The 20,192-nt window shown below is 70.2% G+C and carries 16 protein-coding genes and 1 tRNA gene; 6 read left to right on the forward strand and 11 right to left on the reverse strand.

Annotation, left to right across the window (positions count from 1 at the left end):
* Window positions 1-208 precede the first annotated feature (208 nt).
* Window positions 209-2,965: an AAA family ATPase gene (locus tag ACULK4_RS09045; RefSeq protein WP_445966777.1), complete on the forward strand. Its 2,757-nt coding sequence runs from the start codon at window positions 209-211 to the stop codon at window positions 2,963-2,965.
* 546 nt (window positions 2,966-3,511) lie between these two features.
* Window positions 3,512-3,847, forward strand: a complete 336-nt coding sequence (locus ACULK4_RS09050) for an NIPSNAP family protein (RefSeq protein WP_445966778.1) — start codon at window positions 3,512-3,514, stop codon at window positions 3,845-3,847.
* A gap of 30 nt (window positions 3,848-3,877) precedes the next feature.
* Here the strand turns inward: ACULK4_RS09050 and ACULK4_RS09055 are convergent, their stop codons facing one another.
* The 4 genes from ACULK4_RS09055 to ACULK4_RS09070 all read right to left on the reverse strand — a co-directional run bounded on the left by ACULK4_RS09055 (window position 3,878) and on the right by ACULK4_RS09070 (window position 8,409).
* Window positions 3,878-5,359, reverse strand: a complete 1,482-nt coding sequence (locus ACULK4_RS09055) for a TlpA family protein disulfide reductase (protein WP_501043376.1) — start codon at window positions 5,357-5,359, stop codon at window positions 3,878-3,880.
* Between the two features lie 242 nt (window positions 5,360-5,601).
* On the reverse strand, window positions 5,602-7,071 hold the full coding sequence (locus ACULK4_RS09060) for a flotillin family protein (RefSeq protein WP_445966780.1): 1,470 nt from the start codon (window positions 7,069-7,071) through the stop codon (window positions 5,602-5,604).
* 66 nt (window positions 7,072-7,137) lie between these two features.
* Window positions 7,138-7,614 carry an NfeD family protein gene (locus ACULK4_RS09065; protein ID WP_445966781.1) on the reverse strand — a complete coding sequence of 159 codons (477 nt, stop codon included), beginning with the start codon at window positions 7,612-7,614 and terminating at the stop codon, window positions 7,138-7,140.
* A 96-nt stretch (window positions 7,615-7,710) separates the two neighbouring features.
* Window positions 7,711-8,409: a putative endonuclease domain-containing protein gene (locus ACULK4_RS09070; protein WP_445966782.1), complete on the reverse strand. Its 699-nt coding sequence runs from the start codon at window positions 8,407-8,409 to the stop codon at window positions 7,711-7,713.
* Between the two features lie 173 nt (window positions 8,410-8,582).
* Here ACULK4_RS09070 and ACULK4_RS09075 point away from each other — a divergent pair, with 173 nt between their 5' ends.
* On the forward strand, window positions 8,583-10,343 hold the full coding sequence (locus ACULK4_RS09075; RefSeq protein ID WP_445966783.1) for a bifunctional 3'-5' exonuclease/DNA polymerase: 1,761 nt from the start codon (window positions 8,583-8,585) through the stop codon (window positions 10,341-10,343).
* Here ACULK4_RS09075 and ACULK4_RS09080 read toward each other — a convergent pair.
* The gene (locus ACULK4_RS09080; RefSeq protein WP_445966784.1) at window positions 10,325-10,957 is read right to left on the reverse strand and encodes a PadR family transcriptional regulator; all 633 of its coding nucleotides are present in this window, start codon (window positions 10,955-10,957) and stop codon (window positions 10,325-10,327) included. The two genes, ACULK4_RS09075 and ACULK4_RS09080, sit on opposite strands and share 19 nt — an antisense overlap.
* A gap of 195 nt (window positions 10,958-11,152) precedes the next feature.
* Between ACULK4_RS09080 and ACULK4_RS09085 the strand changes: the two genes are divergently transcribed.
* Window positions 11,153-11,674: a DUF3145 domain-containing protein gene (locus ACULK4_RS09085; protein ID WP_445966785.1), complete on the forward strand. Its 522-nt coding sequence runs from the start codon at window positions 11,153-11,155 to the stop codon at window positions 11,672-11,674.
* A 151-nt stretch (window positions 11,675-11,825) separates the two neighbouring features.
* Here the strand turns inward: ACULK4_RS09085 and ACULK4_RS09090 are convergent, their stop codons facing one another.
* The 6 genes from ACULK4_RS09090 to aceE all read right to left on the reverse strand — a co-directional run bounded on the left by ACULK4_RS09090 (window position 11,826) and on the right by aceE (window position 19,437).
* A complete protein-coding gene (locus tag ACULK4_RS09090) occupies window positions 11,826-13,061 on the reverse strand; it encodes a beta-ketoacyl-[acyl-carrier-protein] synthase family protein (RefSeq protein WP_445966786.1) in 1,236 nt (411 codons plus the stop codon).
* Window positions 13,062-13,127: 66 nt separating this feature from the next.
* A complete protein-coding gene (locus ACULK4_RS09095) occupies window positions 13,128-13,376 on the reverse strand; it encodes an acyl carrier protein (protein ID WP_067950223.1) in 249 nt (82 codons plus the stop codon).
* A 64-nt stretch (window positions 13,377-13,440) separates the two neighbouring features.
* Window positions 13,441-14,445 (reverse strand): beta-ketoacyl-ACP synthase III, encoded by a 1,005-nt coding sequence (locus ACULK4_RS09100; RefSeq protein ID WP_445966787.1) that lies wholly within the window; start codon window positions 14,443-14,445, stop codon window positions 13,441-13,443.
* A 25-nt stretch (window positions 14,446-14,470) separates the two neighbouring features.
* The gene (locus tag ACULK4_RS09105; protein WP_445966788.1) at window positions 14,471-15,391 is read right to left on the reverse strand and encodes an ACP S-malonyltransferase; all 921 of its coding nucleotides are present in this window, start codon (window positions 15,389-15,391) and stop codon (window positions 14,471-14,473) included.
* A gap of 91 nt (window positions 15,392-15,482) precedes the next feature.
* Window positions 15,483-16,697: a PucR family transcriptional regulator gene (locus tag ACULK4_RS09110; RefSeq protein ID WP_445966789.1), complete on the reverse strand. Its 1,215-nt coding sequence runs from the start codon at window positions 16,695-16,697 to the stop codon at window positions 15,483-15,485.
* Between the two features lie 13 nt (window positions 16,698-16,710).
* Window positions 16,711-19,437 carry a pyruvate dehydrogenase (acetyl-transferring), homodimeric type gene (gene aceE / locus ACULK4_RS09115; protein WP_445966790.1) on the reverse strand — a complete coding sequence of 909 codons (2,727 nt, stop codon included), beginning with the start codon at window positions 19,435-19,437 and terminating at the stop codon, window positions 16,711-16,713.
* Window positions 19,438-19,594: 157 nt separating this feature from the next.
* On the opposite strand from aceE, the gene ACULK4_RS09120 reads away from it, so the two are divergent.
* Both ACULK4_RS09120 and ACULK4_RS09125 read left to right on the forward strand, forming a co-directional pair.
* Window positions 19,595-20,062, forward strand: coding sequence for a peroxiredoxin (locus ACULK4_RS09120; protein WP_445966791.1), 468 nt, complete (start codon window positions 19,595-19,597; stop codon window positions 20,060-20,062).
* Between the two features lie 49 nt (window positions 20,063-20,111).
* Window positions 20,112-20,184: transfer RNA gene (locus ACULK4_RS09125), tRNA-Val, on the forward strand.
* The last annotated feature ends 8 nt before the right edge of the window (window positions 20,185-20,192 follow it).

Raw genomic sequence — 20,192 nt, forward strand, 5'->3', positions numbered from 1 at the left:
CCGAGACCTCATGTTTCCCGCCTCCGCGCCTGCCTGGCTCTGTTCCTGACAGCCTGATCGCAAGGAACGACCGTTCGGTTCATTCCCGTCACGTGAGTAACGCACTGCAGGTTGTGGCCCGGACCCCGACCACATCTCGACTTCAGTGGACGATCGTAGATCTCGGGATCGAGGGCACAGTCAGGTGTATGGGGGCCTGAGTATGGGAATGAACGACGAAACTGCGCTCCTTGATCGTTCTCGGGAACGTACGCGGCTCGACGAATTCCTCGCGGATGCCAGCAGCGGGCACGGCACGGTTCTCGTCGTCCGCGGCGAAGCCGGAGTCGGCAAGACAGCCCTATTGCGCTACTGCGCCGACCGAGCAACCGAGCTCCAAGTTCGACGGACGGCTGGAGTCCAGTCCGAGATGCAGCTGCCGTTCGCCTCGCTCCATCAGCTCTGCCGGCCGCTGCTAGATCGGGTGGACACGCTCCCACGACCGCAACAGACCGCCATGAGGATCGCCCTCGGCCTCATCGAGGGGGACTCACCCGACCCGTTCCTCGTCTCCCTCGCCGCTCTCGGCTTGCTCTCGGAGGCCGCAGCGCAACAGCCGATGCTCTGCCTCATCGACGACGCGCAATGGCTCGACAACGCCTCTGGGCAAGCCCTTGCGTTTGTCGCAAGACGGCTGCTCGCTGATTCCGTGGCCATGCTTTTCGCCGTCCGCGAGCCGGCGGTGAATCGAGAGCTCGACGGCCTTCCCGATCTCTGGCTGGGTGGTCTGGCCGAACCCCATGCGCGTGCACTCCTGCAGACGGTCATTCCTGGACAACTCGATTCGCAGGTGAGAGAACGCCTCTTGGCCGAGACGCGCGGCAATCCGCTCGCACTCCTCGAACTGCCCCGACGGTTGAGCTCCACACAGCTGCCGGGTGCCTTCGTGCTTCGTGACGGCAGAGATCTGCCCGAGCGGATCGAGGAGGCGTTTCTGACGAGCCTGGCGGCTCTCCCTCCAGAAGCTCGCCTACTGCTCCTGCTTGCGGCGGCCGAGCCGACGGACGACCCGATGTTGCTCTGGCACGCCGCGGGCCAATTGGGCATCGGTGCTGAGGCGGCAGAGGCGACAGAGCGCGAAGGCCTGCTCGCCATCGACAATGGCGTGCGATTCCGGCATCCGCTCGTGCGCTCCGCGGTCTACCGGGCGGCATCGCCCCATGACCGGCGCCTCGTGCATCTCGCCCTCGCCGAGTCCAGCGACGCCGAGGCGGATGCCGACCGCCGCGCCTGGCACCTCGCGGCGGCAACCATCGGACCGGACGAGTCAATCGCCCTGGAACTCGAACGATCAGCAGGCCGGGCTCGCGCTCGCGGCGGCCTCTCCGCGGCGGCGGCGTTCCTCACGCGCTCGGTGGTGCTGACCAATGACCCGACCAAACGGGCTGAACGCGCGCTCGCCGCAGTGCAGGCGAGCGTGCATGCCGGTGAGTTCGAATCCGCGTTGAAGGTTCTTCCGATGGCCTACACATCGGCGATCGACGAGCTTCAGCGCGCTCGAGCCGACCTGCTGCGAGCCCAGATCGTGTCCGCCTCCGGAGCGCTCGACGAAGCGTCCTCCCTATTGCTCGCAGCGGCGACGCGGCTGGAGCCACTCGACCCCGTGCTGGCCCGTGAGTCGTACCTGGATGCCTGGGGCGCCGCCCTGTTCGCCGGAAATCGCGCCGGCGCGGATATGCGCGAGGTGTCACGCATCGTGCGCACCAGGCGGATCTCCGCCGACCAACCGCATGGAACCGACCTCCTCCTCGACGGGATGTCCGTCCTGATGACCGACGGCCGAGAGGCGGCCGCCCCTGAGCTCCGCCGTGCGATCCGGGGCTTCGTCGGCGAGGACCTTCCGGTCGACAAGGGAATGCGCTGGAGTGTGATCGCGTCGTGCGCCGCGCTCGAACTCTGGGATTTCGAAAGCCGAGACGGCATCACGATGCGGCAGATGCAGCGCGCCCGGGACGCCGGCGCGCTCACGCCACTGGCGTTCAGCTTGAACAGCACCGCCATCACGATGGCGATGACCGGCGAGTTCCAATCGGCCCAGCTACTGTGCTCGGAAGCCGAGGCTGTAAATCAGGCGATCGGCAGTCGGGTCCCCCCATTCGGTGGGATGCTCCTGGCCGCACTTCGCGCCCGGGAGGGCGGCGACGCCGAACTCATCGAGCGGGCAATGCAGGACGCCGAAGCGAGCGGATCGGGTTTCGGACTCCAGTGGGCGCAGTGGACGGCCGCCATGCTCCTGAATGGCTTGGGTCGGTATGACGAGGCGCTGCTTGCTGCCCAACGAGCCTGGGATCAGTGGCCGGACTGGTTCGTCTCGATCTTTGCTTCGGTCGAGTTGATCGAGGCTGCTACGCGCCTCGGCCAACTGCACCGAGCTGCAGATTCGCTCGAACGGGTCCGTGAGAGCGCCAGAGTGGGCGCGACCGACTGGGCGAAAGGCGTCTCCGAACGTTCGACTGCACTCCTCATCGAGGGAGCAGACGCCGAAACCCACTACTTGAACGCCATCCGGCACCTCAGCGCGACACGTCTCCGACCAGATCTGGCGCGAGCCCACCTCGTCTACGGCGAGTGGCTCCGGCGGGGGCAACGTCGAGTCGATGCTCGCGAGCAACTGAAGATCGCGCATTCGATGTTCACTGAGATGGGCGCCGAAGGATTCGCGGAACGAGCCCGACATGAATTGCTCGCGACCGGGGCGACGGTGCGCAAGCGCAATCAGGCGCAACGGGAGGCGTTGACACCGCAAGAGGCGCACGTGGCACGACTCGCTGCGGACGGTCGAACCAACGCGGAGATCGGTGCCACGCTCTACCTGAGTCCGCGCACCGTCGAATGGCACCTCAAGAAGGTCTTCCTCAAGCTTGAGATCACCTCCCGCCGAGCCCTGCGGAACTCGCTGGCGAAGTACGAATCGGTCGCCGGGTGATCGCGCATCCCACCGGCCCGCCCGCGGCCGCCTCCGACCGAGGCTTGAAGCGCTCGCAGCCGCTTGAGCTTCGACCAGGGTCCGAAGTCCCAATAGTCCGCATGGTCGGCGACCTCCGGCAGGATGCTTCCACGGCGGTGCCCGGGCCGACGACTTGAGCCGCGCACGTTTATCCAGCACTTTTGACCCGAGACGGCTCGAGGACGGTCGAGATCAACGGGTAGCGTCGAGACTCGACAGTTGCGATCGCGGCAAGAAACCACTGATCAGGTCTAGATTCTTCGAGTTATCCCGGCTCAGGCCGAACGGGCAACTCCAGACCAAGGAGATCCATCGGTCACGGGTTCAAGTCCCGTCCGCCCTACTTCGCCACTTCGCCTCGGACGAGGAACCCGAACGCCGGCACCGTCCAGCTGCCCGGACGGTGCCGGAGGCCACAGAGCGGGTTTCGTCACTCGACCGACATCGGCAGAGGCCGCCTGCTCGTCGACCGATTCTCTACGAAGTCCGACGGCCGACGCGGTGGGCGGCTCGTAGGGTCGAAGGGTGCCCAACACCCCGATGCAAGAGGTCCGAATGATCACCGTGCACCTGCGCTACGAAATCGACCCCGAGAAGGTTGCGGAGTTCCGGGAGTACGGCCGACGCTGGATCCGACTCATCGGTCGGTTCGGCGGCCGTCACCACGGGTACTTCCTCCCCAGCGAGGGTGACAGCGACGAGGCGTTCGCGCTCTTCAGCTTCCCGTCACTCGCCGAGTACGAGCGGTACCGGGTCGAGGCAGCCGACGACCCGGAGTGCCTCGATGCCTACCGCTTCGCGACCGAGACGAAGTGCATCCGACGCTACGAGCGACGCTTCCTCTCGCCGGTGTTCGACTGAGATCGCCGGGCTCCGGGCCCCTCCCCACTCTCACCCGATCGTGAACTCCGCGCGAACCTGAACCAACGTGATGGAATCGACGAAGGCATCGATCAACTCAGGCGTGAGCGTACCGACATTGCCGATCAGATCTTGGAACGCCCCCGACTCCAGTCCCGCACGCAACGCCGACCGGAGCTCGATCATCTCCGCGGTCACTGACACGGTGCCGCGTCGCGGCGTCGTGGCCTCAGTGGTCGTGCCGACGGCGACCCAGTAGTCATCGACGTTCGCCACGACGGCCACCGGGAGGGTGGAGGACACGAGCGGCTGCTTCGCGTCCGTTCGGAAGCGCGTGAGCGAGAGCGAGACGGTGTCCGCGGTGGAAAGTGCCTCCGAGGTGATGGCGAAGTCGTACGCGATCCGCGACGGATCACTGTCATCGGCGACGAGGTAGAGCGTGCCGATCGGGGTCAGCTGCATCATGTCCTCTGGACCGAACGCTGCGGTGGCCGATTGGTCGTCGATCGAGGCGCTCACCTCGGCGACCGTCTTCGTCGTGTCTGGCCTGATCGGCTGGGGCTTGCTCTTTGCCCCGGCGCCCAGTACTCGATCGATGACGACCTGGGCCTCGGTGGCACCGACCACGCGGTCGACGATGCGTCCCTTCGGGTCGACCAGCAGGTGCGTCGGGAACGCCGACGGGTTCTCGTCATCGAGGAGGAACATCCACGCCGCGCGCCAGAGTGCGGACGCGGTGGAGGCCTCGGCGTGGAGCACGGTGCTCGTCGGAGCGACGGACGCCTTCCAGTTGACCGCATCCTGACGACCGGCGGGCACGCCTTCGGTGATGCCTTCGGTCAGCAGGCTCGTGAACGCCAACTCGACGCCGTGCTCATCTCGGAGCTTCTGCTGCGCTGTCTCGACCTCCTCGGCGAAGAACCGACACGGCGCGCACCAACCGGCGCAGACATCGATGAGCGTGTACGTTCCACCGCGGGCGGTCGTGATCGTGTCGCGGATATTGCGCCGGACGCCGTCCTGGTCCTCGGCTTCGACGCTCGCAAGCTGCTCGCCGGGCAGGAAACCGCTCGGCCTCACGACGAGCGTCGTCGTGGTCTCGACTGCGTCCACGGTCGCCCGGAGGCCGACGAATCCGCCATCAGGACCAGCGGTGGCGGTGACCGTCAATCGGCCGTCGTCGCCGGTCTGCCCCGACTGGGCGCTGATCACGACCGTGGCATTGGAGACGGGGTCCTCCATCACCTCGAGCGTCACCGTGGCACCTGCCACCGGTTCGCCGAGTTCGTCGACCACGGTCAGCCCGACGGGCTCGCCGAATGGCGCATTCGGTGCCGCGAGATAGACGGATGCGTCGAAACTGGCCGCAGCCGCGGCGCCGACCGCCGTCGCGGGCGACGCGGGTGCCAGGACTCCGAGCAGGAGCCCCAGGACGCTCGCCCATGCGAAACCGGAGGGCGTCCGCTTCCGATGCTCCGTACGGCGTGCCGCAGAGTGCGCGGTCTGGTTCATCGTCGTCGCGTGAGCGAGCATGGTCTGACCTCCGAGTCGGGCAGTACTCGGGCCAGATGCTGCCAGTACAGAAGATGGTGGAGCCGGAATGCCGCCGACAGCCCCAAAACGGGGCACGTCGTCCAGGTCGGCCCACGTCGCCGCATGAACCCCGTGTGACCGCAATCCCGTCTCGCGATGACCCACGTTGAAGCCACGGGCCGGGACGTCGTCGTTCCGTCGTCCCGGCCCGCGCTGCCGAGTCAGTCCTGCCTGGCGGTGACCGCGCCCGTTCCAGAGGCGATCGAGCCGCCGGCGAGCCCGGCGAGGATCGCACCCACGTCGAGCCCGGTCAGCGACTTGACCACCTCGGTGCCCTCGCCGAGGACCTGGCCGACCGTCTTGGTCATCGCGCTCGCGCCGTCGGTGGAGACGACCGTGAGCGTGTCGATGTTCGAGATGGGCTCGGCGGCGGCTCGAACGATCTCCGGCAGGCGCGAGATGATCTCCTGCGCGAGGGCGGCCTCACCGTACTTCTTGAGCGCCTCGGCCTTCGCGTCGGTCGCCGCCGCCTCCGCGACACCCTCGGCCTGGATCGCGGCGGCGCGCGCCTCGCCCTCGGCGCGTACACCGGCGGCGAGGGCGACCTGACGGTCGCGCTCGGCCTCGCCCGCGAAGCGCACGCTCGTCGCGGCGGCCTCCGCGTCCTGCACGGCCGCGACCTTGTTCGCCTCGGCGATCTTGGTGCGCTTGTACGCATCGGCCTCGGTGGCGGCGTTCGCGGCGTCGCGCTGCGCCGTGGCGCGCTGCACCTCGGCGTAGGCCTCGGCCTCGGCGGGCTTGCGAATCTCGATGTCGAGGCGCTCCTGGGTGACGAGGGCCTGCTCCGAGAGCGCGTCGCGCTCCTGCACGGCGACCAGCTTGTCCTGCTCTGCGCGCGCGAGAAGCCCGGATGCCTCTGCCTCCGCGTTGGCGCGGTCGGTCTCGGCCTTGATCGAGGCCTGCTTGAGGCTCAGCGCCTTCTGGCGCTCGGCGACCTGCTCGGCGGCCTCGATGCGCGCGAACTCGCTGACACGCGCCGCCTCGGCTTCGCTGACCTCGGCGACCTGTCGAGCCCGGGCGGCCTCGGCGCGACCGAGGTTGGCGAGGTAATCACTGCCCGGCGTCGAGATGTCGCTGATGTTGAGCAGGTCGACCTGGAGGCCCTGCTCGGAGAGGTCGGTCTTCGTCTCGGCGACGACGCGGTCGGAGAGCGACTTGCGGTCGGAGATGATCTGCTCGATCGTCATGTCGCCGACGATGGAGCGCAGCGACCCCTCGAGCGACTCCTTGATGATCTCGGTCAGGAGGTCCTGCTGCGACAGGAATCGTTGCGCGGCACGCCGCACGCCGTCCTCAGTGCCGCTGACCTTGAAGTTGATCGACGCCTTGATCGCGATCTTGATGCGGTGCTTGTCGACGCCTTCGACGGTGATGCCGATCTGGCGCTGCTCGAGCGAGATCGCGAACCCCTGCTGGAGGATCGGCCAGACGAAGGTGCGACCGCCGATGACGACGCGCTGTCCGGATCCGCTGTCAGCGGTGCGGCCGGCGCCCCGGCCGACGATGATGAGCGCCTCGTTCGGTGGCACGCGACGGATGCGGCGAGCGATGAAGGTGAGCAGTCCGGCAACGGCGACGACGATCGCGATGATCGCGCCGATCTGCACGAGCTCGGGGGAGAGGGGGATCACGGGGTCCTTCCGGTTCGGGGATGATGTGGCGTTCGTGTCTCAGGGGGAGGGTGCTACCGGCGGCGTTCAGCCGCGGTCGGCGATCACCTTGACGCGGCTTCCGGCGTGGGCGACGACGCGCACGCGCGACCCCTCGGGGATCGGCGCATCGGCGAACGCGAGGCGTCGTTCCAGCTCGCCCGGACCGTCGAGGCTGACCTCGCCGCCCGACTCGCCGATCGCGGCGGTGGCGACCCCGGTGAGGCCGACCGCGGACGCGGGCACGCCGTCGGAGCTCTTCGCGAGGGACCGCACGACGAGGGCGGCCGCGACGTACGCCAGCGCCGCGAGGATCGCGCCGAGCACGTAGGCCCAGACGACGTCGAGCCCGCTGCTCGCCGTGATCGCCCCGGCCGCGCCGAAGACCGTGAACGCCACCGCCAGAGCGGTGCCGGAGATCATGCCGTCGCCGATCTCGAAGTGGTCCAGCACGTCGCCGATCACGAGCGACACCACGAGCAAGGTGAGGCCGAGGCCTCCCACGATGAGAAACGGAAGGAGCACGGGCGGCCTCTCTTGCGGGCGCCCCGAGGCCGGGCATGCCTGAGACGAGCGGGCTGCGACGGGTGCGGGGGCGGGTAGGGCTGGCGGGGGTCGGGATCACCCTAGCGGCGACCCCGGCGCGGGCGCCAGAGCGGGCGCGCGTATCGCGTCGACCGCCGCATCGCCGCGGATGACGCGCATGAGTCGCACCACCTCGTCGGCCACCTCGGTCGTCACCGACCGGCACACGATGCTGTACGGGCCGAGGGCCGCCAGCCCGCCCGCCCGGATCCGGATGACCTCCCATCCGACCTCGCAGAGCGCCTCGTCCTTCTCCTGGTCGGAGCCCTCCTTCAGGCCGCGGTGCGCGCGCCCCGATCGCCCGGGGTCGTCGTACTCGATCGCGATCCGCAGCTCGGCGACGAGGATGTCGGGCCAGACCTCCTGTCGTCCGTAGAACATACGAGCGGTACGCACCGCGTTGGCGCGGTGGTGCAACCGCACGCGTTCGCCGAGCAGCACGCGCAGGCGCTGCTCGGTCATCGAGGTGCCCACCCGGAGCCCGTGCTTCATGAACGGCATGCCGGCCTCACGTGCGGCACCCGGCGCCGCCGCGTTCGCCCTGCACTTCGGGCAGCCGGGACCGGTCAGCACGTCGATCACGGGGGCTCGGAACCGGTCGTGCCCCCGCCGGCACCGCCAGTCGTACTCGGCGCCCACACGGGTCTCGGCGGCGAGTGCGGAGCGCTGCGGCGGCGCGACCCGACCGAGGAGCTCGCCTCGCGTTCGCTGGGTCTCGTGCAGCAGCATGCACATGGGGCAGTTCCTTCGCAGCGCGACCGCTCCGGGGGACCCGGCCTCCGCGCCGTGCCCGCACCCGAAGCTCACCGCGACCAATGCGCGCTCCCGACCGTCATGCCGACATCGTGGCGGGTGCCGCCGACATCGGCGGCCGGACCGGTGTCGGCGGCGCGGAGGATGATGGAAGCGTGCGGATCGCGATCGCGGCGACGGGCGCTGGGCGCGTGACGGTCGGCGACCCCGATGGCGGCTCCGTTCACGACCTCGAGCGGCATGACCTGCCCGCGCTGGTCGCGCGGCTCGAGGCCGAGCACGCGCCGCGGTGGATCTGGCGCGATACCCGGGAATGGGCGCCGCAACTGCTGGCGGCCGGCGTGCGCGTCGCGCGGTGCCATGACCTGAGGCTGTGCGGGGCGATCCTCGCCTCGTCGACCGTCGTCGCCGAGGCACGCGAGGGCATGCCCGGGCGCCCGGCGTGGTTGCCGCCCGGCCCCGCAGAAGCCGCTGCCGACGCGAGTGCCCCGGCCGCGGCATCCGTCGCCGCCCACGCCCCGCACGCCGCACTCTTCGAACTCGACGAGCCCGTCGACGCCGGCTCTCGGGAAGGCGCGCGGCATCCATCGATCGACGACCTTGCGGCCGAGCACGACCGGCAGCTCGCACTGGCGGATGCCGCGGAGCGGTCCGGCGCGCTCCGCCTGCTGCTCGCCGCCGAGTCGGCCGGTGCGCTGATCGCCGCCGAGCTGCGGGTGGCGGGGCTGCCATGGGACCGCGCCGAGCACGAACGCGTGCTGGAGGAGGCGCTCGGCCCCAGGCCCGCCGCCGGCCGGAAGCCGCATCGTATGGAGGAGCTCTCGGCGCTGGTGCGCGACGCGCTCGAAGCGCCGACGCTCAACCTCGACTCGCATGCCGACCTGCTGCGCGCGCTCCGCGCTGCCGGCATCGGGGTCGACTCGACCGCGCGGTGGCAACTGCGCGAACACGACCATCCGGCGATCGCTCCGCTGCTCGCCTACAAGAAGCTCGCGCGGCTGCTGTCCGCCAACGGCTGGGCCTGGCTCGACGAATGGGTCGTGGGCGGGCGCCTCCGGGCCGATTATGTGGCCGGCGGTACCGCGACCGGCCGGTGGGCTACCGCGGGCGGGGGAGCCCTGCAGCTGCCGAAGGCGGTGCGCGGTGCGGTGTCCGCCGATGACGGCTGGTCGCTCGTGGTCGCTGACGCCTCCCAGCTCGAGCCGCGCGTGCTCGCGGCCCTCGCGCGCGATCCGGCGATGGCCGCGGCGGGTCGCGGGCGCGACATGTACGGCGCGATCGTCGACGACGGCGTGGTCGCCACGCGCGACGAGGCCAAGGTTGCCCTGCTCGGCGCCATGTACGGTGCCACCACCGGCGACAGCGGCCGCCTCGTGCCGCGTCTCGCGCGGGCCTACCCCCGTGCCATGGCCCTCGTCGACGACGCTGCGCGTGCCGGCGAGGCCGGCCGTCGCGTGTCGACGCTCCTCGGCCGATCGTCGCCCCTGCCGTCGGCATCTTGGCACGACCTCCAGGCCCGCGCGAACGCCGTCGACGCCACCGCCGTCGACGAACGCCGTGCGCGGGCGGCGGCCCGCGACTGGGGCCGGTTCACCCGGAACTTCGTGGTGCAGGGCACCGCGGCCGAGTGGGCGCTGTGCTGGATGGCGGGGCTTCGCGCACGCCTCGCCGCGATCCCGGTCCCGCCGAGCGTGACGCCGGCGACCGCGTCGGGGCCCGCCTTCGAGCGGATGCCGCACGTGGTGTACTTCCTCCACGACGAGCTGATCGTGCACGCGCCCGATGCCCTGGTCGACGCCGTCGCGAGCGCGGTCCGTGAGTCCGCCGCCGAGGCGGGCACCATGCTCTTCGGGGAGGCGCCCGTCGAGTTCCCGCTCGACCTCGTCGTGACGCGGAGCTACGCGTCGGTCGTCTGAGCGGCCGACGCGAGCGGAGCGCCCGCGCCCCGCGCCGGCCGTCGTCCGCGGCGCGGGCGCTCCGCACTGGGCGAGAACGCGAGCGATGCGGCATCCGTTCGGGCCACCTCGTCGAGCCAGCGCAGCGCCGACTCGGCTGCTTCGAGATCGGCGGCGGCCGACAGCCGCGCGAGCCCATCGCGGGCGTGGTCCCGGTCGGTCGCGTGCGTCGCTCCGCGAGCGGCCGCGCCGGATGCCGCATCTCGCCGCCTCACCCACCTGGCTCGCTCGCCGTCGATCACGCCGTCGGCGTCGACGCCCGGCATGGAGAGCGCGATGAGGACGCGATCGACCGTCTCGTGCCAGGGATCCGCGCCCGACGCGTCGCGCCCGGCGAGCCAGGCGGCGGCGGCGGCGCGGCCGGCCTCGGTGAGCCGGTGGAGGGGGAGGTTGTCGTCGGTGGCGCCCGCGGGCTCCACGAGCCCTCGGCCGGTGAGACGGTCGAGGGTCGAGTACGTCTGGCCCACGTTCACGTCGCGCCGTCCGCCGGTCCGCTCGGCGAGGCCCCCGTGCAGCTGGAATCCGTAGGCCGGCCCGTTGAGCAGCAGCACGAGCAGCGCATCGCGTACGGCCACATGGTCTCCTTCGCCCGGGGATGATTCGACTCACCCGGTATGCAGTTTAGGGCAGAGGCTTGTCATGGCGGGCAACGCGCGTCATACTCGAACTGGCGAGTCGCATCGTCGACAACCGAACACACCCGCTCACGCCGAGCCGTTCGTTTCCGAGGTCGTAGGGGAAGACGCACCTCACGAGAAACGGAGCAGGAGATGGCGGAGCAGTTCACGCGGGCCGAGCGCGCCGCGCGAGGCATGCTGTTCGTGCACTCGTCGCCGCGGGCGGTGAGTCCCCACGTCGAGTGGGCCGTCGGTCGTGCGCTCGGCAGCGCCGTCAACTTCGACTGGGCCGAGCAGCCGGTGCTGCCCGGCATGATGCGCACCGAATACTCCTGGACCGGCGATCCGGGGGCGGGCGCGCGCATCGCGTCCGCCCTGCGCGGTTGGGAGCAGCTGCGCTTCGAGGTGAGCGAGGACCCCGGGCCCGGCAACGACGGCTCGCGGTGGATGCACACTCCGGAGCTCGGCGTCTTCTTCGCCCAGACGGATTCCGCCGGCAACGTCGTCATCCCTGAGGACCGCATCCGATACGCCATGGAGATCGCGGCGTTCGACGCGGGCGAGCTGCACCGCGAACTCCGGCTCGCACTGGGCCAGGCGTGGGACGACGAGCTCGAGCCGTTCCGTCACGCCAGCGACTTCGCCCCGGTGGTCTGGTTGCATCGCGTGGGGTGAGGCACGCCGCCGCGGTGGCGCGACGCGTGGTCGGTCGACCTGGTCCCGGCAGCGCACGACCGAAACCGGCGGCGGTGACGCAGAAGGCCCCGGCACCACGTGGTGCCGGGGCCATCGCATATGACGGATGCCGCGGCATCCGTCACACCGTTCAGGCGGAGCGGAACGCGGCGACCGCGTTGTGCCCGCCGAACCCGAACGAGTTGCTGATCGCGATCAGGTCACCGTCGCCGAGGGCGCGCGGTGAGGTCACCACGTCGAGCGGGATCTCCGGATCCTGGTCGTCGAGGTTGATCGTCGGTGGTGCAGTGCGCTCGTGGAGCGCGAGCACCGTGAAGATCGCCTCGATCGCGCCGGCACCGCCGAGCAGGTGGCCCGTCGAGGCCTTCGTCGCGGTGACCGGGATGGCGTCGAGCCGGTCGTCGAAGATGCGTCGCAGGGCGTTGTACTCCGCGATGTCGCCCACCGGGGTGCTGGTCGCGTGCGCGTTGACGTGCCGTACGTCGGCGAGGCTGGCGCCCGCGCCCTCGATCGCGGACTTCATCGCGCGGGCGGCCGCCGACCCCTCGGGGTCGGGGGCGGTGATGTGGTACGCGTCGCTCGTGATCGCGCCGCCGAGCAGCTCGGCGTAGATCTTCGCGCCGCGCGCCTTCGCGTGCTCTTCGGTCTCGAGCACGAGCGCGGCGCCGCCCTCGCCCATGACGAAACCGTCACGGCCGAGATCGTAGGGGCGCGAGGCGACTGCGGGATCGTCGTTGCGACGCGACAGCGCCTGCATCGAGTTGAACGACGCGATGGTGATCGGGTGGATGGCCGATTCCGAGCCGCCGGCGACGACGACGTCCGCGATGCCGTCCTGCAGCTGCTCCCACGCGCTCACGAGCGACTCGGTGCTCGACGCGCACGCCGAGACGACGGTGCGGATCCCGGCACGAGCGTGGAGGTCCATGCCGACCGCCGCACCCGGGCCGTTCGGCATGAGCATCGGCACGGTCATGGGCAGCACGCGGCGCGTTCCGCGTTCGCGCAGGGTGTCCCACGCGTCGAGCAGGGTCCAGACGCCGCCGATTCCGGTCGCCCAGGCGACCGCGAGTCGCTCGGGCGCCACCTCGGGCGCGCCGGCATCGGCCCAGGCCTCGCGGCCGGCGATCAACGCGAACTGGCTCGACGGGTCGAGCCGCTTGAGCTCGTGGCGCTCCAGGGACTCCGCGGCGGGCACCTTGGCCGTCGCGGCGAAGGTCACCGGCAGGTCGTACTTCTCCACCCATTCGGCCTCGAGGGTGCGCGCGCCGGACTCACCGGCGAGCAGGGCGTTCCAGCTGTCACGGGCGGTGCCGCCGATCGGCGTGGTCGCACCGATACCCGTGATCACGATCTTCTTGGTCATACGAGAACAACTCCGTGGGGAAGAGGGTCGGCGGGGCGGGCCGGAGACCGGCCCGCCCCGTCGCCACTAGGCCTGGGCCTTGACGATGAAGTCGACGGCGTCGCCGACGGTCTTGAGGTTCTTGACCTCCTCGTCGGGGATCTTCACGTCGAACTTCTCCTCGGCGTTGACGACGATCGTCATCATCGAGATGGAATCGATGTCGAGGTCATCGGTGAACGACTTGTCCAGCTCAACCGTGTCGGTCGCGATGCCGGTCTCGTCGTTGATGAGCTCGGCCAGGCCGGCAAGCACTTCTTCGTTGGACAATGCCATGGTTCTTCTCCTTGGGGGGTGTCTCGTTGACCGAGACACAGTCTAGATGGACGAGGGACGGCGGCTAGGGGAGAGCCACCACTTGGGCGCCGAACACGAGTCCGGCGCCGAAGCCGATCTGGAGGGCGAGGCCGCCCGAGAGTTCAGGCTGCTCCTCGAGCAGCCGGTGCATCGCCAGCGGGATCGAGGCCGCCGACGTGTTGCCCGTGGTGGCGATGTCACGGGCGATCGCGACGGATTCCGGCAGCTTCAGCTGCTTGGCGAACTCGTCGATGATGCGCATGTTGGCCTGGTGGGGGATGAACGCGGCGAGGTCGTCGGCGGTCACGCCAGCCGCATCCAGCGCCTGCTTGGCCACCTTCGCCATGTCCCAGACGGCCCAACGGAAGACCGTCTGGCCCTCCTGGCGGAGCGTCGGCCACTCCGAGCGGCCCTCGCGGAAGTCGAGCAGCGTGTGGTTCATGGTGACCGCGTCGGCCTTCGAGCCGTCGGAACCCCACACGGTCGCGCCGATGCCCGGGTCGTCGCTCGGCCCGATCACGACCGCGCCCGCACCGTCGCCGAGCAGGAACGAGATCGTGCGATCGGTCGGGTCGACCACGTCGGACAGCTTCTCGGCACCGATGACGAGCGCGTAGTGGGCGGCACCCGTGCGGATCAGGGCGTCGGCCTGTGCGACCGCGTACGCGTAGCCGGCGCACGCCGCGTTCATGTCGTACGCGGCGGCCGGGTTCGAGCCGACCCGATCGGCCACGACCGCGGCCATCGAGGGGGTCTGCCGCACATTGGAGATCGTCGCGGCGATCACGAGGTCGATCTGCTCGGCAGGGACGCCCGAGCGCTCGATCGCCTCGCGCGCGGCATCCGTGGCGAGGTCGACCGCGAGTACGTCGGCGCCAGCCCGGACGCGCGTGATGATTCCCGTGCGCTGCCGGATCCACTCGTCGGAGGAGTCGATCGGTCCGACGAGGTCGTCGTTCGGGACCGCGTTCTCGCCGCGGGCGGCGCCGACGGAGTAGAGGCGCGTGTGCGCGGGGCCGTGCGACTGGGTGAGCGTGGGGTGCGTCATGCGTTCTCTCGTGTCGGTCGGTGGGCTATGCGGCCTGCTCGAGCAGCGCGATCGCTGCCGGAAGGTCGTCCGGCGTCTTGACGGCGACCGTCGGGACGCCCTTGAGTGCGCGCTTGGCGAGGCCGACGAGCGCGCCGGCCGGCGCGAGCTCGATGATGCCGGTCACGCCCGCGTCGGCGAACGAGTCCATGCAGCGGTCCCAGCGGACGGGGGAGGCGACCTGGCCGACGAGCAGCTCGACGAACGACGAACCGGATGCCACGGGGGATCCGTCGCGGTTCGTCCAGAGCGGGAGGACGGGGTCGGAGGCCGACAGCGACAGCGCGACCTCCGTGAGCCGCTCGCGTGCGGGCTGCATGTACCGGGTGTGGAAGGCGCCGGCGACCTGCAGCGGGATCACGCGGGCACCGGCGGGCGGCTCGGCCTTGAGCTCCTCGAGCGCCTCGAGGGCCCCGGCGACGACGACCTGCCCGCCGCCGTTGAAGTTCGCCGGCTCGAGGTCGAGCGCGTCGAGTCGTGCCAGCAGCTCGGCTTCGTCGGCGCCGATCACGGCGCTCATGCCGGTCGGCTCGAGGGCAGCGGCCTCCGCCATCGCCCGACCGCGCTCGGCGACGAAGCGCATCGCATCGGCCGCGTCGAGAACGCCGGTCGCGGCCGCGGCGGTGATCTCGCCGACCGAGTGTCCGGCGACGCCGCCGATGCGGGCGATGCGACCCTGCGCGGCGAGCGCGTCGAACGCGAGGATCCCCGCGGCGACGATGAGCGGCTGTGCGATCGCGGTGTCCCTGATGGTGTCGGCGTCGCTCTCGGTGCCGTGCAGGGTCAGGTCGACGCCTGCGGCCTCCGAGAGCGCGGAGAGGCGCTCGGCGAACGACGGCTCGGTGAGCCAGGGTGCGAGGAAACCGGGGGTCTGGGAGCCCTGACCAGGGCAGACGACGACGATCACCGTCTCAGTCTGCCAATCACTACCCCGGCATGAGTGTGCACTCGTGACAAGGTATGCGGGGAGACGTTGTGACGACGGCACATAGTCGGCGTCAGTTCGCCGACCGGCGCCGCGGCACGGCCTCATGGTCGCTCATCGAGCCGATGATGAGCGCCGACTGCAGGATCAGCGCCTCGCGCGCTCCCGTGGCATCCCACCCGATGACGTCGGAGACGCGCTTCAGCCGGTATCGCACCGTGTTCGGATGCACGAAGAGCTCCCGGGCGGTCGCCTCGAGGGAGCGGCCGTTGTCGAGGTAGCTCCAGAGCGTGGTCAACAGCTCGGTCGAATGCGCCTGCAGCGGACGGTAGATGCGGTGGACGAGCGTCGCACGCGCGAGCGGGTCGCCGGCGAGAGCGCGCTCGGGCAGGAGGTCGTCGGCGTGCACGGGCCGGGGCGCGTGCCGCCACGACCGGGCGACCGCGAAGCCCGCGAGCGCCGCCTTCGCGCTCTTCCCGGCGTCGACGAGGTTGGGCACCTCGTGGCCGAGCACGAGGTGGCCTGCGCCGAAGTGCGGCTCGAGTTGCGTGGCGATCTCCATGAACGTCAGGGCCGGCGCCGTGCCGACCGCGTCCTCGGACTCGCTGCCCCGGGGCTCGGCCCGGCCGATCACGACCACGAGCCGGTTGCCCTGCACGCCCACGAGCACATCGGCCTGCATGTGACGTGCCGCACGGCGGACCTGGTCGACGTCGAAGAGCTTCGGCGCCGTGCCGACGAGCACCGCGACCTCGCCGTGGCCGTGCCAGCCCAGTGCCGCGATGCGGCTCGGCAGCTCGTCGTCGTACTCGCCGGACAGGATCGAGTCGACGACGAGCGCCTCGAGCCGGGCGTCCCAGAGGCCGCGCGCCTCGGCGGCGCGGGCATAGACGTCGGCCGCCGCGAAGGCGATCTCACGCGAGTAGAGCAGGATCGCCTCGCGGAGCGGCTCGCCGCCGTCCTTCACGCGCTCCTCGACGACCTCGACCGTGACCCGGATGAGCTGCAGCGTCTGCTGCAGGCTCACCGAGCGCAGCAGTTCACGCGGAGCGGCGCCGAAGACGTCCGCCGCGATCCACGGCGTCGACTTCGGGTCGTCGAACCACGAGATGAACGACGAGATGCCGGCCTGGGCGACGAGGCCCACCGCCGAGCGGCGGCTCGGCGGCATGTCCCCGTACCAGGACAGCGTGTCCTCCAGCCGCTTGAGCGTCTGCGTGGACAGCTCGCCCGCGATGGTACGCAACCACGCGAGCGTCTCCGCCTTGGTCCGGGGCTTCGTCGCCACTGCCGGGGGCCTGCTAGCTCTCGCCGCCGGCAGTGCCGGTCGTGCCCGCGTTCACGTCGTGGAGCCGGTACTTCTCGATCGCCTGCGCGGGAAGCGAACGGTCGACCTCGCCGCGGTCCGCGAGCAGCTGGAGCGTCCGCACGACCACCGAGGGTCCGTCGATCTTGAAGTAGCGGCGCGCGGCCGGACGGGTGTCGGAGAACCCGAACCCGTCGGCGCCGAGCGTCGCGTACTGCCCAGGCACGTAGGGTCGGATCTGCTCCTGCACCGCGCGCATGAAGTCGGACACGGCGACGAAGGGGCCCCGGGCTCCCGCGAGCTTGTCCGTGAGGTAGGGGACACGGCGCTCGGCGTCGGGGTGCAGGAAGTTGTGCTCGTCGACCGCGAGGCCGTCGCGGTTCAGCTCGGCCCAGCTCGTCACCGACCACACGTCGGCCGAGACGCCCCAGTCCTGCGCGAGCAGCTGCTGCGCCTCGAGGATCCACGGCACCGCCACGCCCGAGGCGAGCAGCTGCGCCTTCGGACCCTCGTGGTGCGACTCCGAGACGCGGTGGATGCCGCGGACGATGCCCTCGACGTCGACGCCCTCCGGCTCGGCGGGCTGCACGAGCGGCTCGTTGTAGACGGTCAGGTAGTACATGACGTTCGGATCGGGGTGGTTCCCGCCGTACATCCGGTCGAGGCCCGAGCGCATGATGTGCCCGATCTCGTACCCATAGGCCGGGTCGTACGAGACGACCGCGGGGTTCGTCGCAGCGAGGAGCGGCGAGTGGCCGTCGGCATGCTGCAGGCCCTCGCCGGTGAGCGTGGTGCGACCGGCGGTCGCACCGATCATGAAGCCGCGCGTCATCTGGTCGCCGGCGGCCCAGATGGCGTCGCCGGTGCGCTGGAACCCGAACATCGAGTAGAAGACGTAGATCGGGATGAGCGGCTCGCCCTGGGTCGAGTACGAGGTGCCGACGGCGGTGAACGAGGCGAGCGCGCCCGCCTCGTTGATGCCGACGTGGATGATCTGACCCTGCGGGCTCTCCTTGTAGGCCAGCAGCAGCTCGCGGTCGACGGACGTGTAGTGCTGCCCCATGGGGTTGTAGATCTTCGCGTTCGGGAAGAACGCGTCCATGCCGAAGGTGCGGGCCTCGTCGGGGATGATCGGCACGATGCGGTTGCCGAAGTCCTTCGAGCGCATGAGGTCCTTGAGGATGCGGACGAACGCCATGGTGGTGGCGACCTCCTGCGTCCCCGAGCCCTTCTTGGCGATCGCGTAGGCCGAGTCGTCGGGCAGCGAGATCGCGGTGTGCTTCGTGCGGCGCTCGGGCAGGTAGCCGCCCAGTTCGCTTCGGCGCTCGTGCATGTAGCGGATCGCCTCGTCGTCCTCGCCGGGGTGGTAATACGGCGGGAGGTAGGGGTTCTCCTCGAGCTGCGCGTCGGAGATCGGGATGCGCATCGTGTCCCTGAAGGTCTTCAGGTTGTCGAGCGTCATCTTCTTCATCTGGTGCGTGGCGTTGCGGCCCTCGAACGCGGGACCGAGGCCGTAGCCCTTGATGGTCTTGGCGATGATGACGGTCGGCTGGCCCTTGTGCTCGACCGCGGCCTTGAATGCCGCATAGACCTTGCGGTAGTCGTGGCCGCCGCGCTTGAGGCCCCAGACCTGGTCGTCGGAGAGGTCCTTCACGAGCTCGAGGGCGCGCGGGTCGCGGCCGAAGAAGTTCTCGCGCACGTAGGCGCCGGACTCGGCCTTGTAGGTCTGGTAGTCGCCGTCGGGCGTGACGTTCATCAGGTTGCGGAGGGCGCCGTCGTGGTCGCGCGCGAGCAGGTCGTCCCACTCGCGGCCCCAGACGACCTTGATGACGTTCCAGCCGGCTCCGCGGAAGAAGCTCTCGAGCTCCTGGATGATCTTGCCGTTGCCGCGGACCGGACCGTCGAGGCGCTGCAGGTTCGCGTTGATGATGAACGTCAGGTTGTCGAGGCCCTCGTTCGCGGCGACCTGGAGCTGCCCGCGGCTCTCGACCTCGTCCATCTCGCCGTCGCCGAGGAATGCCCAGACGTGCTGGTCCGACGCGTCCTTGATTCCGCGGTTCGTGAGGTACTTGTTGGCCTGTGCCTGCCAGATGGCGTTGATCGGCCCGAGGCCCATCGACACGGTCGGGAACTGCCAGAACTCGGGCATGAGGCGAGGGTGCGGGTACGACGACAGGCCGTTCGGGGCGTGCGACTTCTCTTGACGGAAGCCGTCGAGCTGGTCGCCCGTGAGACGGCCCTCGAGGAACGCACGTGCGTAGGTACCGGGGGAGGCGTGGCCCTGGATGAAGATCTGGTCGCCGCCGCCCGGGTGGTCCTGGCCGCGGAAGAAGTGGTTGAAGCCCACCTCGTAGAGCGCCGCCGACGAGGCGTACGTCGAGATGTGCCCGCCGACCGCGATGCCGGGCCGCTGCGAGCGGTGCACGAGCATGGCGGCGTTCCAGCGGATCCAGGCGCGGTAGCGGCGCTCGATCTCCTCGTCGCCGGGGAACTCGGGCTCGTTCTCGGGGGCGATCGTGTTGATGTAGTCCGTCGTGGGCACCATCGGCACGCCCAGGTGCAGCTCCTTGGAGCGCTTGAGCAGGCTGAGCATGATCTCACGCCCGCGCTGGTGGCCCTTCTCGGCGACGAGGGCGTCGAGGGACTCGGCCCACTCGTTGGTCTCCTCCGGATCGGAGTCCATCGCCTCGACCGAGTACGGGTCCTGGTCGTTGACAGTCACACTCGACCTCTCTCTTCAGCAGATCGTGCCTCTGATTCGTGCGTGCGCACGACGAAGACCGGGTCACGGTCGGGGGCACCACGCCATCCTAGTGATTCTATGCCCGCGTTTCGGCAGCTAGGCTGGCGCGCGTCCCACCGGTCGTCAGGGAGGCGCTGTGATCCTCGACGTGGGGGCGACCGCGCCCGACTTCGAACTGCCCGACCAGTTCGGCGCGCCGCAGCGGCTCGCGGCACGTCGCGGCGTCCGTCCGGTCGTGCTCGTGTTCGTCCCGTTCGCGTTCTCGCGGACCTGCACGGGCGAGATGCGAGAGCTCGACGCCAACGCCGCGCTCTTCGCCGGCGCCGGTGCCGAGGTGCTCATGGCATCCGTCGACGCGAAGTACGCCCTGCGGGCGTGGGCCGAGGCCGAAGGCGTCGGGCTCACGCTGCTCTCCGACTTCTGGCCGCACGGCGGCGTCGCCGCAAGCTACGGGGCGTTCGACGAGGCTGCGGGGTTCGCGCGGCGGGCGACGTTCGTGATCGACGCGGCGGGCGTCATCCGCTCGTCGTTCGTCACCGGACCGGGCGAGGCGCGACCGCTGTCCGCATACCGCGAGGCGCTCGACGGGCTCGGCCGCCCGTGACGGATGCCGCGGGCGCGCGTCGTACGATGGGGGAGCGCCGCAGGCGCAGGGGCCTTTAGCTCAGTTGGTAGAGCGCCACGCTTACACCGTGGATGTCGTCGGTTCGAGCCCGGCAGGGCCCACCCGTCTC

The organism is Agromyces selenitireducens (assembly GCF_052748465.2).

Bases quoted from the DNA above. Each gene is read 5' to 3' on its own strand.
- ACULK4_RS09085 (WP_445966785.1), top strand. From the start codon at position 11,153: ATGGCGGAGCAGTTCACGCGGGCCGAGCGCGCCGCGCGAGGCATGCTG.
- ACULK4_RS09090 (WP_445966786.1), bottom strand. From the start codon at position 13,061: ATGACCAAGAAGATCGTGATCACGGGTATCGGTGCGACCACGCCGATC.
- ACULK4_RS09095 (WP_067950223.1), bottom strand. From the start codon at position 13,376: ATGGCATTGTCCAACGAAGAAGTGCTTGCCGGCCTGGCCGAGCTCATC.
- ACULK4_RS09100 (WP_445966787.1), bottom strand. From the start codon at position 14,445: ATGACGCACCCCACGCTCACCCAGTCGCACGGCCCCGCGCACACGCGC.
- ACULK4_RS09070 (WP_445966782.1), bottom strand. From the start codon at position 8,409: ATGTGCATGCTGCTGCACGAGACCCAGCGAACGCGAGGCGAGCTCCTC.
- ACULK4_RS09055 (WP_501043376.1), bottom strand. From the start codon at position 5,359: ATGAACCAGACCGCGCACTCTGCGGCACGCCGTACGGAGCATCGGAAG.
- ACULK4_RS09045 (WP_445966777.1), top strand. From the start codon at position 209: ATGAACGACGAAACTGCGCTCCTTGATCGTTCTCGGGAACGTACGCGG.